This is a genomic window from Virgibacillus sp. W0430 (genome assembly GCF_051846935.1).
Taxonomy (GTDB): domain Bacteria; phylum Bacillota; class Bacilli; order Bacillales; family Amphibacillaceae; genus JBPYCR01.
In genome coordinates, this window is sequence record NZ_JBPYCS010000014.1 from 1 (window position 1) to 21,638 (window position 21,638).

General features: G+C 36.6%; 21 protein-coding genes. 18 read left to right on the forward strand and 3 right to left on the reverse strand.

Annotated features, from left to right (window positions below):
- The 8 genes from ACLIBH_RS08830 to ACLIBH_RS08865 form a co-directional block, all read left to right on the forward strand.
- Positions 1-208: hypothetical protein (locus tag ACLIBH_RS08830; protein ID WP_439316341.1), on the forward strand; the 208-nt coding region annotated here is incomplete at its 5' end.
- 31 nt (positions 209-239) lie between these two features.
- Positions 240-1,139 (forward strand): polysaccharide deacetylase family protein, encoded by a 900-nt coding sequence (locus tag ACLIBH_RS08835; RefSeq protein WP_439316342.1) that lies wholly within the window; start codon positions 240-242, stop codon positions 1,137-1,139.
- Positions 1,140-1,235: 96 nt separating this feature from the next.
- The gene (locus ACLIBH_RS08840) at positions 1,236-2,765 is read left to right on the forward strand and encodes a sugar ABC transporter ATP-binding protein (RefSeq protein ID WP_439316343.1); all 1,530 of its coding nucleotides are present in this window, start codon (positions 1,236-1,238) and stop codon (positions 2,763-2,765) included.
- Positions 2,766-2,767: 2 nt separating this feature from the next.
- Positions 2,768-3,736, forward strand: a complete 969-nt coding sequence (locus ACLIBH_RS08845) for an ABC transporter permease (protein ID WP_439316344.1) — start codon at positions 2,768-2,770, stop codon at positions 3,734-3,736.
- 45 nt (positions 3,737-3,781) lie between these two features.
- Entirely contained in the window at positions 3,782-4,555 is a 774-nt protein-coding gene (locus ACLIBH_RS08850; protein WP_439316345.1) for an SDR family NAD(P)-dependent oxidoreductase, read from the forward strand.
- A gap of 20 nt (positions 4,556-4,575) precedes the next feature.
- Positions 4,576-5,445, forward strand: coding sequence for a fumarylacetoacetate hydrolase family protein (locus ACLIBH_RS08855; RefSeq protein ID WP_439316346.1), 870 nt, complete (start codon positions 4,576-4,578; stop codon positions 5,443-5,445).
- Between the two features lie 303 nt (positions 5,446-5,748).
- Positions 5,749-6,975: a Tm-1-like ATP-binding domain-containing protein gene (locus tag ACLIBH_RS08860; RefSeq protein WP_439316347.1), complete on the forward strand. Its 1,227-nt coding sequence runs from the start codon at positions 5,749-5,751 to the stop codon at positions 6,973-6,975.
- A gap of 1 nt (position 6,976) precedes the next feature.
- Entirely contained in the window at positions 6,977-7,801 is an 825-nt protein-coding gene (locus tag ACLIBH_RS08865; protein WP_439316348.1) for a phosphoenolpyruvate hydrolase family protein, read from the forward strand.
- Positions 7,802-7,861: 60 nt separating this feature from the next.
- On the opposite strand, the gene ACLIBH_RS08870 is transcribed toward ACLIBH_RS08865, so the two are convergent.
- Genes ACLIBH_RS08870 through ACLIBH_RS08880 form a run of 3 tightly spaced genes read right to left on the reverse strand, consistent with a single transcriptional unit; the run spans position 7,862 to position 10,770 of the window.
- A complete protein-coding gene (locus tag ACLIBH_RS08870) occupies positions 7,862-8,641 on the reverse strand; it encodes a creatininase family protein (protein ID WP_439316349.1) in 780 nt (259 codons plus the stop codon).
- A gap of 44 nt (positions 8,642-8,685) precedes the next feature.
- Positions 8,686-10,104, reverse strand: a complete 1,419-nt coding sequence (locus tag ACLIBH_RS08875) for a purine-cytosine permease family protein (RefSeq protein ID WP_439316350.1) — start codon at positions 10,102-10,104, stop codon at positions 8,686-8,688.
- A gap of 24 nt (positions 10,105-10,128) precedes the next feature.
- Positions 10,129-10,770 carry a GntR family transcriptional regulator gene (locus ACLIBH_RS08880; protein WP_439316351.1) on the reverse strand — a complete coding sequence of 214 codons (642 nt, stop codon included), beginning with the start codon at positions 10,768-10,770 and terminating at the stop codon, positions 10,129-10,131.
- A gap of 381 nt (positions 10,771-11,151) precedes the next feature.
- Between ACLIBH_RS08880 and ACLIBH_RS08885 the strand changes: the two genes are divergently transcribed.
- From ACLIBH_RS08885 to ACLIBH_RS08930, 10 genes are all read left to right on the forward strand, one after another.
- Positions 11,152-12,144, forward strand: coding sequence for a thiamine pyrophosphate-dependent dehydrogenase E1 component subunit alpha (locus ACLIBH_RS08885; protein WP_439316352.1), 993 nt, complete (start codon positions 11,152-11,154; stop codon positions 12,142-12,144).
- A 24-nt stretch (positions 12,145-12,168) separates the two neighbouring features.
- Positions 12,169-13,194: an alpha-ketoacid dehydrogenase subunit beta gene (locus ACLIBH_RS08890; protein WP_439316353.1), complete on the forward strand. Its 1,026-nt coding sequence runs from the start codon at positions 12,169-12,171 to the stop codon at positions 13,192-13,194.
- 21 nt (positions 13,195-13,215) lie between these two features.
- Complete coding sequence (locus ACLIBH_RS08895) at positions 13,216-14,334, forward strand: dihydrolipoamide acetyltransferase family protein (protein ID WP_439316354.1); 1,119 nt, start codon at positions 13,216-13,218, stop codon at positions 14,332-14,334.
- Between the two features lie 688 nt (positions 14,335-15,022).
- On the forward strand, positions 15,023-16,027 hold the full coding sequence (ltrA, locus tag ACLIBH_RS08900) for a group II intron reverse transcriptase/maturase (protein ID WP_439316355.1): 1,005 nt from the start codon (positions 15,023-15,025) through the stop codon (positions 16,025-16,027).
- Positions 16,020-16,451 carry a hypothetical protein gene (locus tag ACLIBH_RS08905; protein WP_439316356.1) on the forward strand — a complete coding sequence of 144 codons (432 nt, stop codon included), beginning with the start codon at positions 16,020-16,022 and terminating at the stop codon, positions 16,449-16,451. Before ltrA ends, ACLIBH_RS08905 begins: the two co-directional genes overlap by 8 nt.
- Positions 16,452-16,790: 339 nt before the next feature.
- Positions 16,791-18,347, forward strand: coding sequence for a PucR family transcriptional regulator (locus tag ACLIBH_RS08910; protein ID WP_439316357.1), 1,557 nt, complete (start codon positions 16,791-16,793; stop codon positions 18,345-18,347).
- Complete coding sequence (locus tag ACLIBH_RS08915; RefSeq protein WP_439316358.1) at positions 18,334-18,528, forward strand: helix-turn-helix domain-containing protein; 195 nt, start codon at positions 18,334-18,336, stop codon at positions 18,526-18,528. The genes ACLIBH_RS08910 and ACLIBH_RS08915 overlap by 14 nt, the downstream gene beginning before the upstream one ends.
- A gap of 462 nt (positions 18,529-18,990) precedes the next feature.
- Positions 18,991-20,235 carry a M20 metallopeptidase family protein gene (locus ACLIBH_RS08920; RefSeq protein ID WP_439316359.1) on the forward strand — a complete coding sequence of 415 codons (1,245 nt, stop codon included), beginning with the start codon at positions 18,991-18,993 and terminating at the stop codon, positions 20,233-20,235.
- A 58-nt stretch (positions 20,236-20,293) separates the two neighbouring features.
- Positions 20,294-20,983 carry a maleate cis-trans isomerase family protein gene (locus ACLIBH_RS08925; protein ID WP_439316360.1) on the forward strand — a complete coding sequence of 230 codons (690 nt, stop codon included), beginning with the start codon at positions 20,294-20,296 and terminating at the stop codon, positions 20,981-20,983.
- Between the two features lie 111 nt (positions 20,984-21,094).
- A complete protein-coding gene (locus ACLIBH_RS08930; protein WP_439316361.1) occupies positions 21,095-21,586 on the forward strand; it encodes a TRAP transporter small permease in 492 nt (163 codons plus the stop codon).
- Positions 21,587-21,638: the final 52 nt, after the last annotated feature.

Below are 21,638 nucleotides of genomic sequence, written 5' to 3' on the forward strand. Positions count from 1 at the left end.
GGAGATGGCTTATCATAACGAACGTAACTTTGACTTAGTAAAAGAAATGTTTTTTGATGTCAACCCAGTATCTGAAACTGGAACAAAAGCATGTATGATTCCTTACCATGAATTAAAACGTGTTATCTACAATGAATTAGATCCTGAAAACAAGGATGAAGAACAAATTTATCTAGGAGTCGAAGCATTAGGGTGGTTATGGTTATAATTTTATCAAATTGACGGTAGGAGCGATTTTTGTGAGTAAGGATATTTATGTCATATTCGGGTTTGATATGGAAACGGACGTAGGGAGTTTTACTCCGTATTATGATGGAGTGAAAAACGCAACTACACCGCTTCTGGATATTTATGATAAAAAAGAAATAACAGGCACCTTTTTTTACACGGGTGATGCAGCGGAAAAGAATCCTAATAGTGTAAAAGAAGTTTTGGCTAGAGGTCATGAGGTAGGATGTCATTCTTTAATGCACGAAACAGTGGGTGATCCACTGTTTCCCATCCCTCTTGAAATTTCATTATTACCAGAAGAAGTTCATAACCGACTGGAAAAGGCGACAGAACTAATTGAAAAAGTTTCTGGTATTCGTCCGACTACGTTCAGAAGTCCTCGTTTGTGGGGGTCTACAAGTGTTGTGAATAGTTTGGAGGAACTTGGATACATAGCGGATGCTTCTTATCCAATGTATTTCTATCGTGAACGATTTGCACCATATTATCCTAGTCGTAAGGATTGGACGAAAGAAGGGAATTCAAAAGTACTGGAAATACCGAATTTCGCGGATATGGTAATGGAAAGTAGTGACGGTGACCTTGGTCGGGATCGGGATCAGTGGCCACTATTTCGAACTCATGGGGCGGAATATTTATTAGAAAAAGTGAAAAAGCACATTCAGTTTCTACAATCAAAGGATTTACCAATTGTATTATGTTTTTATTTTCATCCATGGGAATTTATTGAACTGAAAAATGAATATTATTTTGGAGAATGTACAATCCGCCCTGATAAATTTATTACAAATAACTGCGGAGATAAAGCATATGTTGAATTTGAAAAGCTGATTGATGGATTGCTTGAAATAGGTGGGAAATTCTATAGAGTAGATGAATTTGCTGAGTTTTGGAAAGAACGGGGATAGAAAAAATATAATGGCTATGCATGATAATGGACGGAAATTTCGTTTCGTGTTTAGCCATTGTCTATATTGATTAAGTCAATAGATAGGAGGCTACAAATGGTTCAAGAAGTTTTAAAAAAACCTCAAAATAAAACCTCTGATCCTGTTATTAAACTTGAAAATGTTTCTAAGCAATTTCCTGGTGTAAAAGCCTTAGATCGAGTTTCTTTTGAAGTATATCCTGGAGAATGTATTGCTCTTGCCGGTGAAAATGGCGCTGGTAAATCAACGTTATCTAAAATTATATTAGGTGTTTATCAGCCAACGAATGGAGCTGTGTTTATTGACGGAGATAACGTAACAAAAAAAGGGTATGGAATTAAAGAAGCGCATGAAATGGGAGTGGCTGCTGTACATCAAGAGTTACAGTTGATACCTGAGTTAAATGGATATGAGAATATTTTCTTAGGTAATATTTCAACTAAATTTGGTTTTATTCATAAAAGAGATATGGTTAAAAAGGCCGATGAATTATTTGACTTTCTAGGTATAAAAATAAATTTAAGTAAACAGGTCAAATACTTACGTATGGCCGAGCAACAAATCATTCAACTGGCAAAAGCGTTAATTTTAGATGCTCGAGTTATTATTTTAGATGAACTGACAGCGGTTTTACAAGAAAAAGATATTGAAAATATTTATCGCATTGTCCATGTGTTAAAAAAGCAAGGGATTAGTATAATTTATATTTCTCATCGTTTAGATGAAATATTTGAAGTTTGTGATACGTATGCTGTTTTAGTAGATGGTGAAATGAAAGGCAATGGACAAGTTGAAGATATTAACAAGGATCAACTTATTGAAAAAATTATTGGTAGGGAATTAACGCAAGTTTTTCCTGTTTTAAATCAAAATATTGGGGATACCATATTAGAGGTTGAAGGTCTAACTTCGCCAAATGCATTTCATGACATTAATTTTAGCCTTAAAAAAGGAGAAATTATCGGCTTTGCAGGGTTAGTTGGCGCAGGGAAAACAGAATTATTAAATGCACTTTTTGGTAATTATAAAATTACGGCTGGATCCATTAAATTCAATGGAAAAAAGGTTCGCTTCCGTTCCCCTTTAGACGCTGTAAAAAAAGGGATAAGTTTAGTACCAGACGAAAGAAAAGAATTAGGTTTGGCGATGAACTTTAATATTAAACAAAATATGACGTTAGCCTCTTTAAATAAAATTTCTAATGTGTTTTTAAATCGAAGAAAAGAAATGGACTACAGTTTTAAACATGCAAAGTTAATGAATTTAAAATACTCCAATTTGGATCAATATGTTGTAAATCTTAGTGGAGGGAATCAACAAAAAGTTGTTATTGCAAAGTGGTTAATTGCTGATGCAGATATATTTATGTTTGATGAGCCTACAAGAGGAATTGATATTGGTGCAAAAACAGAAATTTATAAGCTTATTCATGAACTTTCAAGTAGAGGAAAGTCAGTCATTATTGTTTCTCCTGAACTTGAGGAATTATTAGGTTTATGTCATAAAATCCATGTCATGTTTGAAGGGGAAATAAAACAGACTGTCTCCGATGAGGATAAGACACAAGATAAAATTATTAACAGCTTATTAGGAGAAGGAGCTTAAATATGGAACAAGTAAAAAGAAGTTTTAGTATAAGATCAATTTATGATTCTACTAAAATAAAAGAAGGTGCAATAGTCTTACTATTTATACTAATGTTTATTTTGGCTTCCATATTCGTTGAAGACTTTTTTAATTCTAGCAATATTATAAACTTAGTAAGACAAATATCCTTTTTAGCAATTATAGGGTTAGGACAATTTTTTGTCATTCTCATAGGTGGAATTGACATGTCTGTTGGTTCCACAATTGGATTAGTAAGTGTTCTATTAGCGGATTTAATGAGTAGTTATCAGCTTCCAATTGCACTGGCAATCATTATTGTTCTTGCTGTCACAATAGTTGTTGGATGGGTAAATGGCTTAGTTACAGTTTATGGTCATGTCACGCCGTTTATTGCAACATTAATTACAATGATTGTTATTAAAGGTATAAACTTTTTATATAGCAATGGGATTCCAATTTCAGGACTACCAAGAGAATTTAACTTTTTAGGTGCAGGATATGTAGGATCGATACCTTTTCCTATTATTATCATGGTTATTATAGGGGCTGCTTGTTATGTATTAACAATGAAAACAAGTATTGGTAGAAGCTTGTATGCTGTAGGTGGAAACTTAGAGGCTACAAAACTTTCAGGAATTAACATTAATAAAATTAGAATTTTAGCTTTTATTTTTAGTAGCTTCTTAGCTGGGATCGGGGCTATCCTGATAACTTCAAGAACAATGAGTGGTCAACCAGCAATTGGAGAAGCAATGCTGTTTGATATTATAACAATAGTTGTATTAGGTGGTACATCTTTAGCAGGTGGAAGAGGCCGGGTTGTTGGCGTAATCTTTGCAGCCTTAATTTTAGGTATTATCGATAATGTAATGGTTTTAAAGGGAATTGATGCTTACTGGCAGCAAGTTGTGAAAGGAGTTATTTTAGGGATAGTCGTTATAATTGATTCACATTCGAAGAAACAATAAGCAAATATGCGCTTTACAGATTTTATTCAAAGGTGGTGATATCTAATGAAATTAAAAGGGAAAGTAGTTTTAATCAGTGGTGCTGGTTCTGGAATTGGAAGAAGTACGGCTTTATTACTTGCAAAACATGGAGCAACTGTAGTTGTAAATGACGTACATGAGGAAAATGGGAAGAAAACTGTAATTGAAATAAAACAAAATGGTGGAAATGCAGTATTTGAGAGGGCCGATGTAACAAATTCGAAGGATGTCATACAAATGGTTAACAATATAACCGATAACCTAGGCAAGATAGATGTTTTGTTTAATAATGCTGGTGTTCCTGGTGTTGGTGAAATCCATGAAATTGAAGAAGGTCTATGGAATTCGGTTATGAATATTAACGTTAATGGAGTCTTTATATTAAGTAAGTATGTAGTCCAGCAAATGATTAAACAAAAATCAGGTGTAATCATAAACATGTCTTCTTGTGTGGCAGAAATAGGGTTGGCTAGACGAGGATTATATGCAGCTACGAAGGGTGCGGTATTAGCGCTAACGAAATCAATGCAGGTAGATTATGCGCGACATAATATACGAGTAAACGCTCTTCTTCCAGGTACGATCTATACACCTTTTGTGGACCAATATCTAAGAGAGTCATACGACGATATAGAAGAAGGGTTAAAATCTGTAACAAGTAGACAATTAACAGATCAACTAGGCACTCCAGAGGATGTAGCCAAAGCTGCTTTGTTTTTAGCATCAGATGAATCTTCATTTGTAATGGGTTCACCATTATATGTGGATGGCGGAGTTGTATTCGGTAAAAATACATAATGATGGATGGGATGATAGAAATGAAATTTTTAAGTTTTATGGAGAATGGAAAAACTCGTATTGGAGTAAAGACAAGTAAGGGAATAGTTAACTTAAATAGCATAAGCGACAGCAATAGATATAATGACATGATTGCAGTAATTAACGAAAAAGACGTAATCTTGAAAGATATTAAGAACAGAATTCAAAGTGGCGAAGAGTTTAATTATCTTCAGGAAGATGAAATTACTTTTGGTCCCGCAATTAATCCCAAAAAAATTATTTGTGTAGGGCTTAATTACAGAAAGCACGCGGAAGAAACGAATGCGGCAATTCCAGAATCACCTATTTTATTTAATAAATTTAATAATGGAATCGCAGCACATAAACAAAATATCACTTTACCTAAAACTTCAAGTGAGGTAGATTATGAGGCGGAATTAGGAATTGTAATTGGTAAAGAAACAAAAGAAGTGAATAAAGAAGATGCTCTAGATCATGTTTTTGGGTATTGTGCTGTAAACGATCTTTCTGCAAGAGATTTACAAATGAAAACGCCTCAATGGATGTTAGGAAAAATTTCTGATGGGTTTTGTCCAGTAGGACCATATCTAGTAACAACAGATGAAGTTGGAGATCCTAATAATCTATCCATTAAATCGTATGTTAATGGGGAAGTAAAACAAAATTCAAATACATCTGATATGATATTCAACTGTAAGGAAATCGTTAGTTATATTTCCCAGTATATGACATTAGAACCAGGCGATTTAATTATTACTGGAACACCAGAAGGCGTAGTTTTAGGCTTGCCTAAGGAAGACAGGGTATGGTTACAAGAAAATGATGAAGTTATTATAGAAATTGAGAAATTAGGTTCCTTAGTAAATAAAATGGTTGCAGATAAATAGTAATAGTGGCTGATATTTAGAAAGGTTTTTCATGAAAAAACTACATTAAAAAACTGCGCATAAAGTTCATGTGAATTATGCGCAGTTTTTTTGTGTATGAATGAATCGAGTAGCGTATTTGGTGGAAGATACACTTAATCTAATCGTTTGCTATGAGCTATTATGAAATTTCCTGATACGTATATTTATCGTTTTCGCATACTTGAAATAAATACTCAAACAAAGTATAAGAACATTTTATATAGGAGTGCTAAAATAAAAGAAACAGTACTTTTTATTGAAATTTTATAGGGAGGGATTTAATTGGAAAAAACAATTGCTTTAGCAGGAACATTTGATACGAAGGGCGAGGAGTTTTTATATGTAAAGAAGCTTATCGAATCAATAGGACTCCGTACCTTTACGATTCACACGGGTGTATTTACTCCGATGTTCACTCCGGATGTATCAAATGCAGAGGTTTTTCAAGCGGCAGGAGAAGATGTAGAGCGAATCGTTAAGCAAAAAGATCGTGCGAATGCTACAGAAGTTCTCGCGAATGGTATGGAGGTTCTTCTACCTCAGCTATATGAAGCAGGTAAGTTTGATGGTATATTGTCGTTCGGTGGGACTGGAGGGACATCGATCGTTACCTCAGGTATGAGAGCATTGCCAATTGGAGTCCCTAAAGTGATGGTTTCTACTGTTGCTTCAGGCAATACGGAGCCTTATATCGGCACAAGTGATATTATGATGATCCCTTCCATCGTTGACGTTGCAGGATTAAATCTGATTTCTACAAAAATATTTACAAATGCTGTATTTGCTATTTCTGGAATGCTTCATTTTGAAAATAATACGAAAATAGAAAAGAAGCCTTTAATCGCGGCTTCGATGTTTGGGGTAACAACTCCATGTGTCCAACATGCGAAGCAGTATCTAGAAAAACAAGGGTATGAAGTATTAGTATTTCATGCAACTGGAATTGGCGGGCGTACGATGGAGCACTTAATTGAGAATGGGTTTATTGATGGGGTTCTTGACATTACAACAACAGAGTGGGCAGATGAACTATTTGATGGTGTTTTAAATGCTGGACCTAATCGACTAGAGGCAGCTGCGAAACAAAAAATACCACAGGTTGTATCCGTAGGTGCGTTAGATATGGTTAATTTTGGACCGCGTCATACTGTTCCTAATAAGTATGAGGAACGTAAATTTTATCAGCATAATCCGACAGTGACACTTATGCGAACAACCGTAGAAGAAAATAAACAAATGGGTGAAGTGATTGCTGAAAAGCTAAATATGGCAAGTGGCTATACTGCTTTAATGCTTCCGTTACAGGGAGTATCTGGATTGGATGTAGAAGGTCAGTTGTTTTATGGTCCAACAGAGGATCAAATGTTATTTGATACATTACGAGAAAATGTACTAGCAGATAATGTTGAGATTGTTGAGCTAGCTATGGATATTAACGATCAAGCATTTGCGGAAGCTGCGGCAAAAAAATTATTAGAATTGATTGATGCAAAAAAAGGAGCGAACTAATATGTTGTCTAGACAAGAAATTTTATCTCGTTTTCAAAAGGAAATATCAGAAGGAAAAACACTATTAGGTGTTGGTGCGGGAACTGGCATTACTGCGAAAAGCAGTGAAGCTGGTGGCGCAGATATGTTAATTGTATATAATTCAGGAAGGTACAGAATGGCAGGACGTGGCTCGCTGGCAGGGTTACTATCTTATGGCGATGCGAATCAAATTGTTACAGAAATGGGAAATGAAGTGCTCCCGGTAGTGAAGGATGTACCTGTTTTAGCAGGAGTAAATGGTACAGATCCGTTTCGGGTGATGGACGTATTTCTAAAGGAATTAAAAAATCAAGGCTTTAGTGGCGTGCAAAACTTCCCAACAGTTGGTCTTATTGATGGGGTATTTCGCCAAAATTTGGAAGAAACCGGTATGGGGTACGATTTGGAAGTAGAGATGATTCGCAAAGCACATGCGTTAGATATGGTAACAACACCGTATGTATTTGATGAAGAACAAGCTAAAAAGATGGCAGAAGCCGGTGCAGATCTTCTCGTTGCACATATGGGGCTTACAACAAAAGGCTCAATTGGCGCAAAAACAGCTTTAACGCTAGACGATTGTGTGGAACGAATTCAAAAAATTATCGATGCTGGTCGTTCTGTAAATCCTGACATTCTTGCAATTTGTCATGGTGGTCCAATAGCTGAGCCGGAAGATGCTAAATACGTTATAGATCGTGTCGAAGGTATTGTCGGTTTCTTTGGTGCTTCAAGTATCGAACGATTTGCTGCAGAGAAAGGCATTAAGGAACAAACGGAAGCATTCAAGAAAATAGAAAAATAAAAAGCATAAAGTTAAAAACCGGCTGCCAATCGTCGTATAAACGATTGGCAGCCGGTTTATTTAATTATTTTTTCTATCATAATTCCAGTTGTTACGTTCTAAATCTCTGATCAAGTCGACCAAATAATCAACTACTATCCGTAACATCTTCTCCCCTTTCTCCTTAGTAGCTTTTGTCGGGTCTCCAATGGCACCTGTTTCTGTAATTTCCGTAATATCAAATATAACGGAAGCGTGTTCACTTAATTTGATCATATCAGTAGGCATCTGACAGATTGCATCATCGAGATTTACTAAATCTGGTTTTACTGCCATTGTAATAGAAGTTTCACCTTCTCCACCATGGCCTAGTCCATCCCAAACTTCAAAGTCCTCTTTCATTTTGGCTCCAGTAATCTCCCACCATGCGGGTACATAAATAATGGACGCATCCTTATGCTTTTCTTTTATATTTCGTGCAGCGACTTCTAATGCAGGGATATTTCCATCATGACCGTTTAAAATGAGAATGTTTTTTATTCCATGATGGATTAAACTAGTGAATATATCCTCTGCTATAGCGATTGTAGATTCATAACGTAAGGAAATTGTTAAAGGAAAATGATTATAGTGAATAGATGTACCGTATGGAATACCTGGTACCACTACCGTTTTATCTAGTTTTTCGGCTACTCTTTTTGCAATTTCAGTCGGTACAAAAATATCAGGACCGAGCGGACTGTGCCATCCATGACTTTCACATGCGCCAAAAATTGTAATTGCACTATCAATTTGGTCATTTTCTAGCATATCTTTAATTTCTTTTCCAGTAAATTCATTTAAAAAAACTTTTTTCATCATACATGCCCTCCTAAAACTATTTAACTTATGGAATGTGCTGTATTTTAGATGCTTGCTTCCTGTACTTCTTCAATATCTCTTTTAGCATCTGTGAGCTTATATACAATAGGATATAAAACAATTGTTATGAATAATGCAATCAATCCAGAAGGTAGACCGAATGGAAGCGGTATAATATATTGAAATGACAAACCTAATAGTGCGCCGATTGTAAATGTTACTAAACCAGCATATCTATATTTTGGCTGTGCATTTACTTCAGCCACATTGTAGCTCCTCTTTTTGACAATAAAATAATCTGCAATAATTGGACCGGCTAAAGGTAGAAATGCTGCACCTAAAATTGTGATGAAGTCGGCAAAAAACATTTCGTAAAATGCCATAGAGCCAAGGATTGTACCTAGGATTCCAGTGAAAAGTACGATGTTCTTTCGTTTTACTGGCTTCTTATAAGAAGCTAGTACTGGACCTGCATATAAGGAATTGCAATATAGCTCTGCATTATTCGTTGTCCAAAGAGAGGCTGTCCAAGCGACGACACCAATAAGTGCAAGTAACAATCCTTTTTCAAGCATCCATTCTACATAGTTGAACTGTCCAACAGATACTGCACCAATGTAGCCGACAATATTTAATAGTGGATTCGTTAAGACGAAACAAGCTACAGCACCGGCAAACACGCCCTTTACTGTTTTATTGAAACGGAAGAAATCGACACCCATAACGACTCCTGCAATCCAACTACCTGTTACTACTGTAATTGCATTTCCTAAGCCTAAGCCACCGAGCTTATTAGCTTCAGCTAAAAATGGTGCAATCCCTCCTCCTTCATTTAGCATTCCAACACCAACAATTATAGCAATTATTAATATTACTGGTGCTACAGGTGTTGCTACACCTTCAATAGCTTTAATGCCAAAATAAGCTGTGAGCGTAAATATTAGTCCGAAAACAAAACAGGATAGAAAGTTTTCTAATGTAATAGGCGGTATGTTTTCATAGCCTAATATAGCTGGATTGAATACAGTTATTCCTGTTGGGTTACCTATAAAAGACCCCCAAATTTGTCCTACCATACCCGTAATACTTGCAAACCAGCCTAGTGTAAGCAACGCCATAATTATTAATGGTAAGTTTGTTCCTATTTCTCCGTATGAATATCTTGAAATTAAGGCTAAATTTAATCCGGTTTTCTGTGCAACGACACCGAGTAAAAAAGTTAATACAAGGAGAGAACCCATACCAATAATGATTGCCCATAACGCCGTTATCGGGGGTATTCCTGGTTGACCTCCAAAGCCAGCAAGGACTCCACCTACAAACAATCCTGTTACAACATAACCAAAACCTACCCAAACCATTACTTGTTTCCAAGTAGACCTTCTTTCCGTCATTGGTACAGATGAGAGCATTCTTTCTCCATCTTCAAGAAAGGGTTCAGTATCTTGAATCTTATTCGTCATTTTTTTCCTCCTCTAAATATTATATTAGTGTTTGTTAAATACACGAGACCGTGTATCCTCAATATGAGATATCATCAATTCTTTTGCTTTCTTTGTATCCCTCCTTTTAATAAAGTGAATTAGCTCTAAGTGCTCATTTTTCATTGATTCTGGGTCTCCTAACTTTAAATCAATGTATAGAATTCGCTGCATTCTCTCTAAGGTGTCATTTACTAAATCAGTTAAATATTGATTGTTAGCGATTTTAGTTAAACTTAAATGAAAAGCTAAGTTTGTTTTCATAAAAGCAACTTCACTATTTGCATCACTAGAGTTAAAGGGAGTATTTGCAAGTACCTCCAGTTTTTCTATATCCTTCCATGTGGCCTTTTCAGTAACAATTTCAATTACCCCTCCTTCCAATAAAGACCTAATTGTAAACAGATCATCAAGCTTTTTAAAATCCAATTGACTTACCATATACCCTTTAAAAGGGATAATGTCCAACAACCCTCTTTGAACTAATCGGTTAAAAGCATCTCGAACAGGTGTATTACTTATCCTGTATTTATCAGCAATTTCTCCAACTGTTATTAGTTCCCCTGGTTTCAACTCTCCATAGATAATCAATTGTTTGAAATCCTCAGTTACCTTGTCGGAAAGAGATACTTTTTCTTTTTTGGTCAATAAAATCACCTTTTTTGATTCTAAAGTATTAGCGATATATCGCTGATGTATTTGTTGATATTATAGACGCACAAAATAGAATAGTCAATATTATAAGATTATTTATTTTATTTAAATTAATCGTCTTTCCCAAATGTACCGTTAAGTGTAGTCGTGTGAAGAATACATTTTGTTTATCTATTTATCAATAAGTGTATGAATTTAACTACGCAAAAAAATCAAACTATTGAAATTATTCATTCTATTTAGTATGATTGTACTATAATGCAAGCGCTTTCAAGTTACTTGCCAAAAGGAGAGGATGAAAAAAGTACATAAGCATAGGATTATTTTGTCGTGTCAATTCCGATGTACTCTGTATAACGAAAAGGAGGAAGGTAAATGAATATTCCGCAAGAGAAGTTATTATGGATGTACGAAATGATGGTTCAAATTAGGCATTATGAGGAAACGATGGAAAGTGTTTATATGGAAGGAAAAACACCAGCGTTTAACATTGGTGCCGGTACGGTTCCAGGAGAAATGCACTTATCGAATGGACAAGAGCCTGCTGCTGTAGGTATTTGTGCACATTTAACAGATGAAGATACGGTAGCTTCTCCGCACCGACCGCATCACCATGCAATTGCCAAAGGCGTAGACTTAAAAAAGATGACCGCCGAAATGTTCGGGAAAGAAACCGGACTAGGAAAGGGAAAAGGTGGACATATGCACTTATTTGATCCTGCAGTGAAATTTGCATGTAGTGGCATCGTTGGAGCAGGAATTCCTCAAGCGGTCGGAGCTGCGCTTGCTGCGAAAAAGAGAGGGACTGACGCGGTTGCAGTAGCATTCATCGGTGAAGGTGCAGCAAATGCTGGTTCTTTCCACGAATCTTTAAACTTGGCTGCTTTATGGAAATTACCGGTTATTGTCGTCGTAGAAGATAATCAGTACGGTATTTCTGTACCAAAAGAAGTAGCAACGTCGATAGAGTCCAACCATTTGCGTGCATCTGCCTATGGAATTGTCGGGGAACGAGTTGACGATAATGATCCGATTGAAATGTACAAAGCATCTGAGCGTGCGGTAGAACGGGCAAGGAAAGGGGAAGGTCCAACGATTATAGAAATAGAAACGTATCGTTTTCTAGGGCATTTCCAAGGAGATCCAGAACTTTATCGGGGAGAGGGCGAGGTGCCAGCGTTACGGGAAAAAGATCCAATTAATCGGTTAAAAGCAACAATTCTATCGGAAGGTTTAGCGGACGAGGCTGAATTAGAAGAACGGGAACATCGTGTGAAAGCGCTAGTTGATGAAGCGTATCAATTTGCTAGAGAAAGTGACTACCCAAAACCTGAAGCAGCACTGGAAGATCTTTTTGTAACGCCTTAATAAAAGATAAGGGAGGATCTCACAATGGAAACGGCAAAAAAACAACGATTATTAACCGGAAATAAAGCAATGGCTGAGGCGATTGCACTAGAAATGGAAAAGAATGAGGATGTATTTGTTTTAGGGGAAGATGTTGGAAAGTATGGTGGTATCTTTGGGTCAACGGAAGGGTTGCTTGATAAATTTGGTGCCGATCGGATTATGGATACGCCAATTTCAGAAACAGCCTTTATAGGAGCTGCAATAGGAGCGGCTGCTGAAGGAATGCGCCCCATTGCAGAATTAATGTTCGTTGATTTTTATGGTGTTTGTATGGATCAGATTTACAATCACATGGCAAAAATTCCTTATATGTCGGGCGGAAATGTAAAAATGCCAATGGTACTTATGACTGCAGTTGGCGGTGAATATAACGACGCGGCCCAGCACTCGCAAACGCTCTATGCAACATTTGCCCATCTTCCTGGAATGAAGGTCGTGGCTCCGACTACGCCATACGATTTAAAAGGGATGATGGCATCTGCCATCCAAGACGATGATCCTGTCGTTTTTATGTTTCACAAAACGCTTCAAGGATTAGGGTGGATGGATCAATTGGATGCATCTGTCGGACATGTTCCGGAAGAATCGTATACAGTGCCATTAGGAAAGGCAAATGTTGCACGTGAAGGTGCGGATATTACAATTGTAGGTATTCAAATGATGACTGTATACGCACTTGAAGCGGCGGAAAGGTTAGCACAAGAAGGAATAAATGTTGAAGTGATCGACTTGCGCTCGCTCGTACCGCTAGACAGAAATACAATTATCGATTCGGTTCGAAAAACGCATCGGTTGCTCGTTGTCGATGAAGATTACTTATCGTATGGAATGACAGCTGAAATTAGTGCAATTGTGGCAGAGGAAGCATTATACGACTTGGATGCTCCGATACGGAGATTAGCGATACCGGACGTACCAATTCCGTATAGCAGGCCGTTGGAGCAGTATGTCGTACCTAGTGCAGATAAAATCTATGAAACTGTTAAAGAAATGCTGGAAGAAGATTAACGTTCAAGGAGTGCAAAATATATGGCAGATATTATACTACCACGATTGGATGATGACTATGAAGAAAGCGCGGTCATATTTTGGCATAAGCAGGAAGGAGATGCCGTCCAAAAAGGGGATGCCTTGGTTGAAGTTCAAACCGAGAAAGCCGTTCAAGAGTTGGAGGCGGATACGGACGGCGTATTAGAAAAAATAGTCGTGAGAAGGGGTGAAGTTGCAACGGTTGGAGATGTTTTAGGTATTATTTCGGAAGTAGGAGCGGACACTTCGAATGCAGATGTTGTTTCTGAAACATCTGCATCACCTGTGGCAGCTACGGCAGAAGCAGAACGAACAGAACGATCCTTCGTTAGAGTTTCTCCTCGTCTCCGGAGGCTCGCAAAGGAGTTAAATGTCGATTTAACAAAAACAAATGGCACAGGTAACGGAGGTAAAATTACGGAAAAAGATATTCGTATAGCAGCAGAAGAAGGCGGGTCAACGGCTGGTGAAAAATTGGCTGGTATTCGACGAACAATAGCAACACGGATGAAGGCTAGCTTGGACAATACTGCGCAAATAACCGAAACTGCGTATGCCGATGTTACAAAGCTTGCGACATTTCGAGAAAATTACAAGGGAAAGATGAGCTGGAACAGTTGGGTTCTATATGCTACTGTACAGGCGTTAAAAGATCATTCTTACATGAACGGAACGTATGAAAATGCTATATGGAAGCCAAGTGAAGAAATTCATTTAGGAATTGCAGCTGACTCCGAGCAGGGGTTATATGTCCCTGTCGTGAAAAATGCGAATGACTATACACTCGCAGATCTCGATCGTGAAGTGAAAGAGCGAGTACAAGCTGTTCATACGAAAAAGATAGATGCCGAAAATCTATCTGGGAGTACATTCACCGTAACAAATTTAGGAGGGTATGGGGTTCACTTCTTTACACCAATTATTAACCCGCCTGAAGTCGCAATATTGGGCGTAGGTAAAATTGAACCGCATCTCGTTTTAGAGGATGGATCGGTCATTGAAAGAATGCGGCTTCCGTTAAGCTTGACATTTGATCATCAAATTATTGATGGAGCTCCAGCTGCACGATTTTTGCAAACAGTAATGATGTATTTGGAAATGCCGGAAAAGATGGTATAAATCTGATTGAATGCTCCCTGCTTGCTTAGCGCAGGGAGTTTTTTGTGCGGCGGGCAGCCGTACCTTGCGCAGGTTTACCTGCGCTAAATAAGTTGTTAAAGGTTGGAGTACGTTACTTTTGTAAACACGACCCCTGAATCCTGGAAGACTTATTTTCTAGAAGGTGAAAATCCTTCCACTAGAGTACTGATACAACTGGTGAAGACTAATCTAGGGCATTATCGTGAGGTGATGTCTGAAGGAGATGCGGACAATCGAGAGACCCGTAGTCGGGATGCAGACCCAAATGCAGTAAGTGTGAAGCACGGCGGCTGGATAAGTTGACGACCACGCGAAAAAGATGGGAAGTCCAGAATGAGTTAGGTTTCTGCTCAATGAATCAGTCGAATAGAAACAATTTATCTAGTGTTGGTGCTGGGTATGTATCCAAAGAAGGTACGGTGACCCCGCGAGGTCTTTACTCTAACCGAAAGGATATTTATTTATAAGGGTAATCCGAAATAATAAATATGAGTAAAGAAGTCAGACGTTCTCATAGTACGGAAGTAATGCATTGACCAAAACAATACATGAACGGAAGGGGAACGACCTTGTGGCTTCATATCTGTAAAGATGTGTAATGAAAACAGCTACGATACTTCGGTATAAACGAACTGAATGTACACAGTGAAAGGTGTGAAATATACAAATGAATCAAGCGTTAAAATTCAAGTGGCATAGTATTTACGGACAAATTTTATTTGATAGGAAACTTAAAACAGCTTGGGAAGATGTAGAAAGAAATAATGGCTCGGGAGGAATCGATGGCGAAACAATTGATAGTTATCACTATAACTTAAAAGAGAATCTTGAGTTACTCTTACAGAAGTTGAGAAGGAAAGAATACAAAGCTACACCTGTAAGAAGACACTACATTCCTAAGAAAAACGGTGATAAACGTCCTTTAGGTATACCAACTATAGAAGATCGAATCGTTCAACAAGCATTAGTCAATGTGTTAGAACCAAAATTCGAAAATGGAATTTTCCATAAATGGTCCTGTGGATACAGACCGAATCGGGGAGCTAAGCGTGTCATGCAAATAATCATGGCGAACATTGAACAGGGATATAACTATATCTTTGATGCGGATATTAAAGGGTTCTTTGATAATATTCCACATAAGAAGTTGATAAGAATATTAAACAAATATATCGCTGATGGAACTGTACTCGACATGATTTGGTCATGGTTAAAGGCTGGCTACATGGAAGAAGGAAAATATCACAGAGTAGATTCCGGTACACCGCAAGGTGGAGTCATTTCACCACTACTGGCTAATGTTTATCTTAACGAACTTGATTGGATATTAGCTGAACATAACATTCGGTTTGTGAGGTACGCAGACGATTTTCTATTATTTGCAAAGACAGAAGAAGATGTCAAGAAGGCGGCTAAAATCACTATAGAAAAGTTAACTGAATTAGGGCTAGAGATTGCATCTGAAAAGACAAAATTTGTTGATTTTAATGATGATGATTTTGATTTTCTAGGTTTCACATTCGAACATTGGAGGGAACGCAAGAAAGACGGAAAGCCGTACTACATTGCGAAACCCAAAATTGAAACGTGGAAAGATTTCAGGCAGAAAATCAAAGCCAAAACTAAGAAAACTTTCACTTATAGTAAAAAAAAAGTGGATAAACATGGTTAACCCAATCATACGTGGGAAGGTCAATTACTTCCTAACTATTCATGAAGCGATTAAAGAAAATGAAAATTATGGATTCAAAAGTCAATGTTTCTTTAAGGCCTTTGGAAATGAACTGTTAGCGATTGACGGATACATCCGCAGGAGATTAAGGGTAGCCATGATACATCAACATCCTAATCAACGAAAGGGATGGCTAATGACCACAAAATGGAATAATGAATATTTTGCGGGAATTGGACTTATCCCATCATATTGGTATTACTACCATAAAATCTATGGCTTTAGTTTAATTAGCTACATCCAACGAATGAAAGAAAAACAACGTGTCAAACATGCCCGAAGAATCCAAAGGGCAAAAGAAAAAGGTAAGGAGTATTACACTCCCGACCGTGTTCGTAAAATGTATTACGCACAAAGAATTTGAACACTGATTACTATTGTAACACATTGGTAAGCCGTATGCCTTAATAGGGCACGTACGGTTTGATGAGGGGGTAGCCTTGAAAAAGGTTACCCTACTCTATAGTTTTATTTGTAAAATAGAAGTATTTGAAACACTTTTTTAAGTAATTTTGACTAATGTTTCAGATTTATTATATAATTCAATAAAAAACTATTTTAATAGATTTATTTATATGTTGAATGAATTTTATTGTTTTATGTTTAGCCATGATTCCAAATTCCAAAAAAGATGTACCTCGAATAATGGTAGTTGCTCATCAAGTGATAAAGTTGGGGGTCTAAGTAAGGGAGCGTTCTATAGATGACGATGACAGTTCAAGATATACTCGAACTTCCGGTTGTAAAATCAATGCAAGGAAATGTACGTACGGGGCATGAACTTTTAAGAAAAAATAAAGTTGAATGGGTATCATCTCTTGAAGGTCCAGTGGAAAACTTTGTTCGAGAGAATGAATTTATTTTAACTGCGGGTGTAGAATGTGCAAAAGACCTAAGTAAATTACTCGTCTTCATCAAAGACGTTTATACATCTGGTGCTTCTGCTTTAGGGATTGCGATGGGGCATCATATCATAGAGTTACCTAAAGAGGTAGTTGATTTTGCTACTAAAAATAACTTCATTATTATAGAATTCCCTTGGGAAATTCGTTTTGCAGATGTTCAAAGACAAGCCGCTGAAAAATTAAATAGCATTCAACATACAAGGCATGGGCAAGGTCAGGAACGGATGATTCAAAAAAAGTTTATTGATTCAGTTGTTCAAGGAAAGGACTTATCTGAGCTTATATTTTACTTAGAAAATAAACTAGGATGGTCCGTTGTTTATAAAGATACAAAAGGACGTATTAAATACGGGAAATCTAATCCAGATGAATTGTTATCTTTGTGGGGAAAATTGGAATTAGATACGAAAGTTGACAACGATGATTTATTTTCGGCTTACATACATACTTTGAAGTACAATAATAAACTTCTTGTAAAAAAACAAATTTCTTCTGGATTAGTTCGGTCTGGTGAAGGGTATTTTATTATATTATTTAAGGAAGGGGACGAATTAGACGATAGCAAGCTGCAAATTTTAGAAAACTTATCCGCGGCGACTGCATTTTGGATTTCGCGTGAAAATGCAATTGTACAAACGGAAATACGCTTACGCAATGAATTCATATCGGATATAATAAAGCATCCTGATCTTGCAGAGGATGAACGAGTTTGTTCCCAAGCAATACTTCTTGGATACAATTTAGAATTGCCTTATATATGTATTGTCGGTTATTCAAACAATTTTTTTGAATTGTCAGAGTCTAGATACAAAGATTTGGAGCACGGTACGAAAAGTATTATTTATTATATGGGAGAAGAAATTCATTATGCCGCTCGTATGGTTCGCAAACAAGTAGCATTGTCGTATGATGGTAAATATTTGATTGTTTTTTTACAATCCGATGCAGATGATGATACGTTACTCGTTAATCAGTTTTTAGATGTCGTTGATAAACGATTGCATACCTTATTACCAGGGGTTGATTTTTGGTGGGGATTTGGAAAGCACGATAGTGGTATTAAACAATTTTATAACAGTCATAAAAAAGCAAAGGTAGCCCTGAAAATGGGTCTTGAACGGGACATGGGTCATCGAGTAAGTTTTGAAGATACTCAACTAAATCGAGTAATACTAAATCTTGTAGATAATGAAGAAATAAGATCTATTGCATACGCTACAATTTCACCATTGATTGAATATGATAAAAAGCGAGAGATGGATTTGATTAAGACGTTTATCATTTATGAAGAACAAAAGGGTAATAGTAGCAAGGCAGCTAGAATACTAAATCTTCATAGCAATGATTGTCTATGAAGATCAAAAGGGTAATAGTAGCAAGGCAGCTAGAATACTAAATCTTCATAGACAATCATTGCTATATCGTTTAAAAAAAATAGAATCATTAACGAATATGTCATTAAATAACCAAGACGATGTTTTATTATTAAATTTAAGTATTAAAGTATGGCATTCGGGGTTATTTGCAAAGGATTAAATAAAGAAATATGTTAAAGAATCAATGTCATAGTTTAAGAAGTTTATCATAAAGAGAGAAAAATTATTGTATGATGTGTACGTGTTGAATATAATTCTCAAGTTGAGTGGGATAGCACCAATTAATATTTTGATTTTTACCCAGTTATCAATATTATTCTGAAACGACTTTTTCTTATTGAGAAAATAAGACAAAAGCCGTTTTTTTTTTTCTACAAGCCGATCTTCTTTATAATCCCCAGAAACACTTATCTGTACCCGGTAATATATTTGAAATTCAGGAAAATTCATCTAGCAAATTGTCTAATCTTGAAAAAAATTAATCATACACATTATTAATTGTTCAGAAAATTTACTGAACTTATAATATGAACCAATTAGAAAAGTTTCAAACTTTTTTAATTACACCATGTTTTCTAACGTAATGAATAGGAACATTTTGAAGAAGCAGGAGGGGAAAATTGTGAATTATAGGGATGCCGATTCAAATTTAGAAACTGTAAAAGATAGACAAGAAAATCGTTCTACTAATACTAAAGAAGGTTTGAAAGAACTTTTAGTGCGTTGGCGCCGAGATTTACATCAGCATCCAGAGCTTAGTTTTCAGGAATTCAAAACTTCGGCATATATTGTTCGGGAATTAAACAAAATTAATAATATACAAATAAAAAAGCGTGTTGGTACACCAAATGGCGTAGTTGCTACAGTATCATCTGGAACGGGACCAGTTATTGCGTTGCGAGCTGATATGGATGCGTTGCCAATAGTAGAGGAAACGAAGCATGAATTTGTTTCAAAAAATAAAGGAGTAATGCACGCATGCGGGCACGATGCCCATACGTCCATTTTACTTGGCACGGTTCATTTAATTTCAAAACAGTTTGCAGAAGGTAAATTACGGGGTACAGTAAAATTTATTTTTCAGCCAGCTGAAGAAGATATGGATGAACATGGACTAACAGGCGCGCCATATATGGTAGAGTCCGGGGTGTTAGATGATGTTCAGGCTGTACTCGCTCTACATGTTAGTCCATGGCTACCAGTTGGGGAAATTCAAATAAATGACGGTTATAGTATGGCTAGTGTAGATACATTTGAAGCGACTATTCATGGTTTTGGAGGACACGGTGCTTATCCATATTTAACGAAAGATCCTATTTGGATGCTTGGTTCCGTATTGCAAGCATTTTATGGTGTAGTAAGTAGAAGAGTGTCTCCATTAGATCCGGTTGCTGCAAGTATTGGAAAAGTAGCTACTGGAACAGCAAGTAATGTTATTCCAACGGAAGTTAAAATAAATGGTACATTACGGAGCTTCTCACCAGATGCTAGAAGGAAGCTTGCAGAAGAAGTGGAGCAAGTATTTAAAATTGTACAATCATTTGGAGGGACGTATGACTTCAAGCTGCATAAAGGCGAGCCACCTCTTAAAAATGATTCACAAATAAATAAATTGCTTGAGGATTCAGTTCACCATATGCATAAAACTATAAAAGTCCATCGTGGTCCATTCGGAATGGTAGGAGAAGATTTTGCGCATATGACTGAAAAAGTACCAGGGGCTTTATTCTTTCTCGGTTGTTCCTTAAACGATGGGATCGAACGTGATTTACATACTTCTATTTTTGATATAGATGAAAATTGCTTAGAGCTTGGCGTAGAGATACTCTCTGAGACAGTGAAGCGTTTATTGAATAAAACATCGTAATAAAAAATGTAAGCCTATTCATTGCAATCAACATAAAGAATGAAAGGAACATGCCTACGTGAAAAACTCTATTAATCGCAAAAAAATTGCTTTGCTGCTACCGCATACAGACACCACTTTAGAGTATGATTTAAAACGAATATTGCCGCACAGTATTTCAATACATTCAGAACGTATGTGGTTAGAAGAAGTAACTGTGGAATCAGAAAAGAAAATGCTTAAAGAAGAAGTTCCGAGAGCAATCGAATATTTAAGGAGTGTGCAACCTGATATAGGAATTTTCGGTTGTACTTCGGCAGGGTCGATATATGGAACAGATGGGGACGCGGAAATTAAAAGAAAAATTGCTACTTTTTTAAGATGTAAAAGCTTAACTGCTTTTAGTGCAGTGATTGAATGTTTACAGCACTTGCAGCCAAAGAAGCTTGCAGTAATATCGCCTTATATTGACGAATTACATACACATATCTCCGACGAATTAGAAAACATAGGCTTTCATATAACCTATTCTAAAGGCTTTGGCCTACAAAGTGATGCAGACATTGGTCACGTAGAACCGCAAGAGATTATTAATTTTATACAAGAGGATCGGGAGGAAATCGAGAAGGCTGACTGTCTATTTATTTCTTGTACTAATTTTCGAGCATTCGAATGTAAAGAGAGTTTGGAAGCGTTATTAAATATTGAGGTTGTAACGAGTAATTACGCTATATTTAAACAAATTTTTGATTACTTAGGTAAGCATTAGCAAGCGACGCCCTTTTGTGAATGGCACTAGCAGATTTGAATCAATTATACACAGTGGAATCTATGCAAAGTACGTATCACACTGCAAACTTTTAAATAGAAGGTGTTGAATATGAAAGAAGTGATGGCAAGGATCGATATCGTTTGGACAATGTGTGAAAAATATATCTTAAGTATAATGACAATCTTAATGAGTGTGATGTTAATTGGTAACGCAACTAGCAGGTATTTATTAGGGATAAGTTGGGCTTCGACAGAGGAAATAGGACAAATTTCAATCGTCGTTATGACATTTATTGGTCTGAGCTATGCGGTAAGAAAACGAATGCATATTGAAATGTCTGGTTTGTATGATTTGCTCCCTACAAAACATAAGAGGTTGTTATCTATTTTTATTACGTTAGTAACGAGTGTTGTTTTAGCTGTTGTAACCTATCTTTCTATAAAGTACGTAATTAATTTATATGATCTTAAGCAGACGACGAATGTACTAAGGATTCCTATGTACCTCGTAATGAGTGTTGTACCTTTTGGGTTTATGTTGGCGACAGTCCGCTATTTCGTCGAATTTGTTACTATTACTTTTCGTAAATCGAAATATTAATTTGTTATTGAAACAGAACAATAGCAAATGTAGAAAGTAGGGATTCGTATCG

What these genes read in the sequence shown, in the direction of transcription:
- ACLIBH_RS08840 (WP_439316343.1), top strand. Translation starts at nt 1,236, where the DNA reads ATGGTTCAAGAAGTTTTAAAAAAACCTCAAAATAAAACCTCTGATCCT.
- ACLIBH_RS08845 (WP_439316344.1), top strand. Translation starts at nt 2,768, where the DNA reads ATGGAACAAGTAAAAAGAAGTTTTAGTATAAGATCAATTTATGATTCT.
- ACLIBH_RS08850 (WP_439316345.1), top strand. Translation starts at nt 3,782, where the DNA reads ATGAAATTAAAAGGGAAAGTAGTTTTAATCAGTGGTGCTGGTTCTGGA.
- ACLIBH_RS08855 (WP_439316346.1), top strand. Translation starts at nt 4,576, where the DNA reads ATGAAATTTTTAAGTTTTATGGAGAATGGAAAAACTCGTATTGGAGTA.
- ACLIBH_RS08865 (WP_439316348.1), top strand. Translation starts at nt 6,977, where the DNA reads ATGTTGTCTAGACAAGAAATTTTATCTCGTTTTCAAAAGGAAATATCA.
- ACLIBH_RS08870 (WP_439316349.1), bottom strand. Translation starts at nt 8,641, where the DNA reads ATGATGAAAAAAGTTTTTTTAAATGAATTTACTGGAAAAGAAATTAAA.
- ACLIBH_RS08875 (WP_439316350.1), bottom strand. Translation starts at nt 10,104, where the DNA reads ATGACGAATAAGATTCAAGATACTGAACCCTTTCTTGAAGATGGAGAA.
- ACLIBH_RS08885 (WP_439316352.1), top strand. Translation starts at nt 11,152, where the DNA reads ATGAATATTCCGCAAGAGAAGTTATTATGGATGTACGAAATGATGGTT.
- ACLIBH_RS08890 (WP_439316353.1), top strand. Translation starts at nt 12,169, where the DNA reads ATGGAAACGGCAAAAAAACAACGATTATTAACCGGAAATAAAGCAATG.
- ACLIBH_RS08895 (WP_439316354.1), top strand. Translation starts at nt 13,216, where the DNA reads ATGGCAGATATTATACTACCACGATTGGATGATGACTATGAAGAAAGC.
- ltrA (WP_439316355.1), top strand. Translation starts at nt 15,023, where the DNA reads ATGAATCAAGCGTTAAAATTCAAGTGGCATAGTATTTACGGACAAATT.
- ACLIBH_RS08905 (WP_439316356.1), top strand. Translation starts at nt 16,020, where the DNA reads ATGGTTAACCCAATCATACGTGGGAAGGTCAATTACTTCCTAACTATT.
- ACLIBH_RS08910 (WP_439316357.1), top strand. Translation starts at nt 16,791, where the DNA reads ATGACGATGACAGTTCAAGATATACTCGAACTTCCGGTTGTAAAATCA.
- ACLIBH_RS08915 (WP_439316358.1), top strand. Translation starts at nt 18,334, where the DNA reads ATGATTGTCTATGAAGATCAAAAGGGTAATAGTAGCAAGGCAGCTAGA.
- ACLIBH_RS08930 (WP_439316361.1), top strand. Translation starts at nt 21,095, where the DNA reads ATGAAAGAAGTGATGGCAAGGATCGATATCGTTTGGACAATGTGTGAA.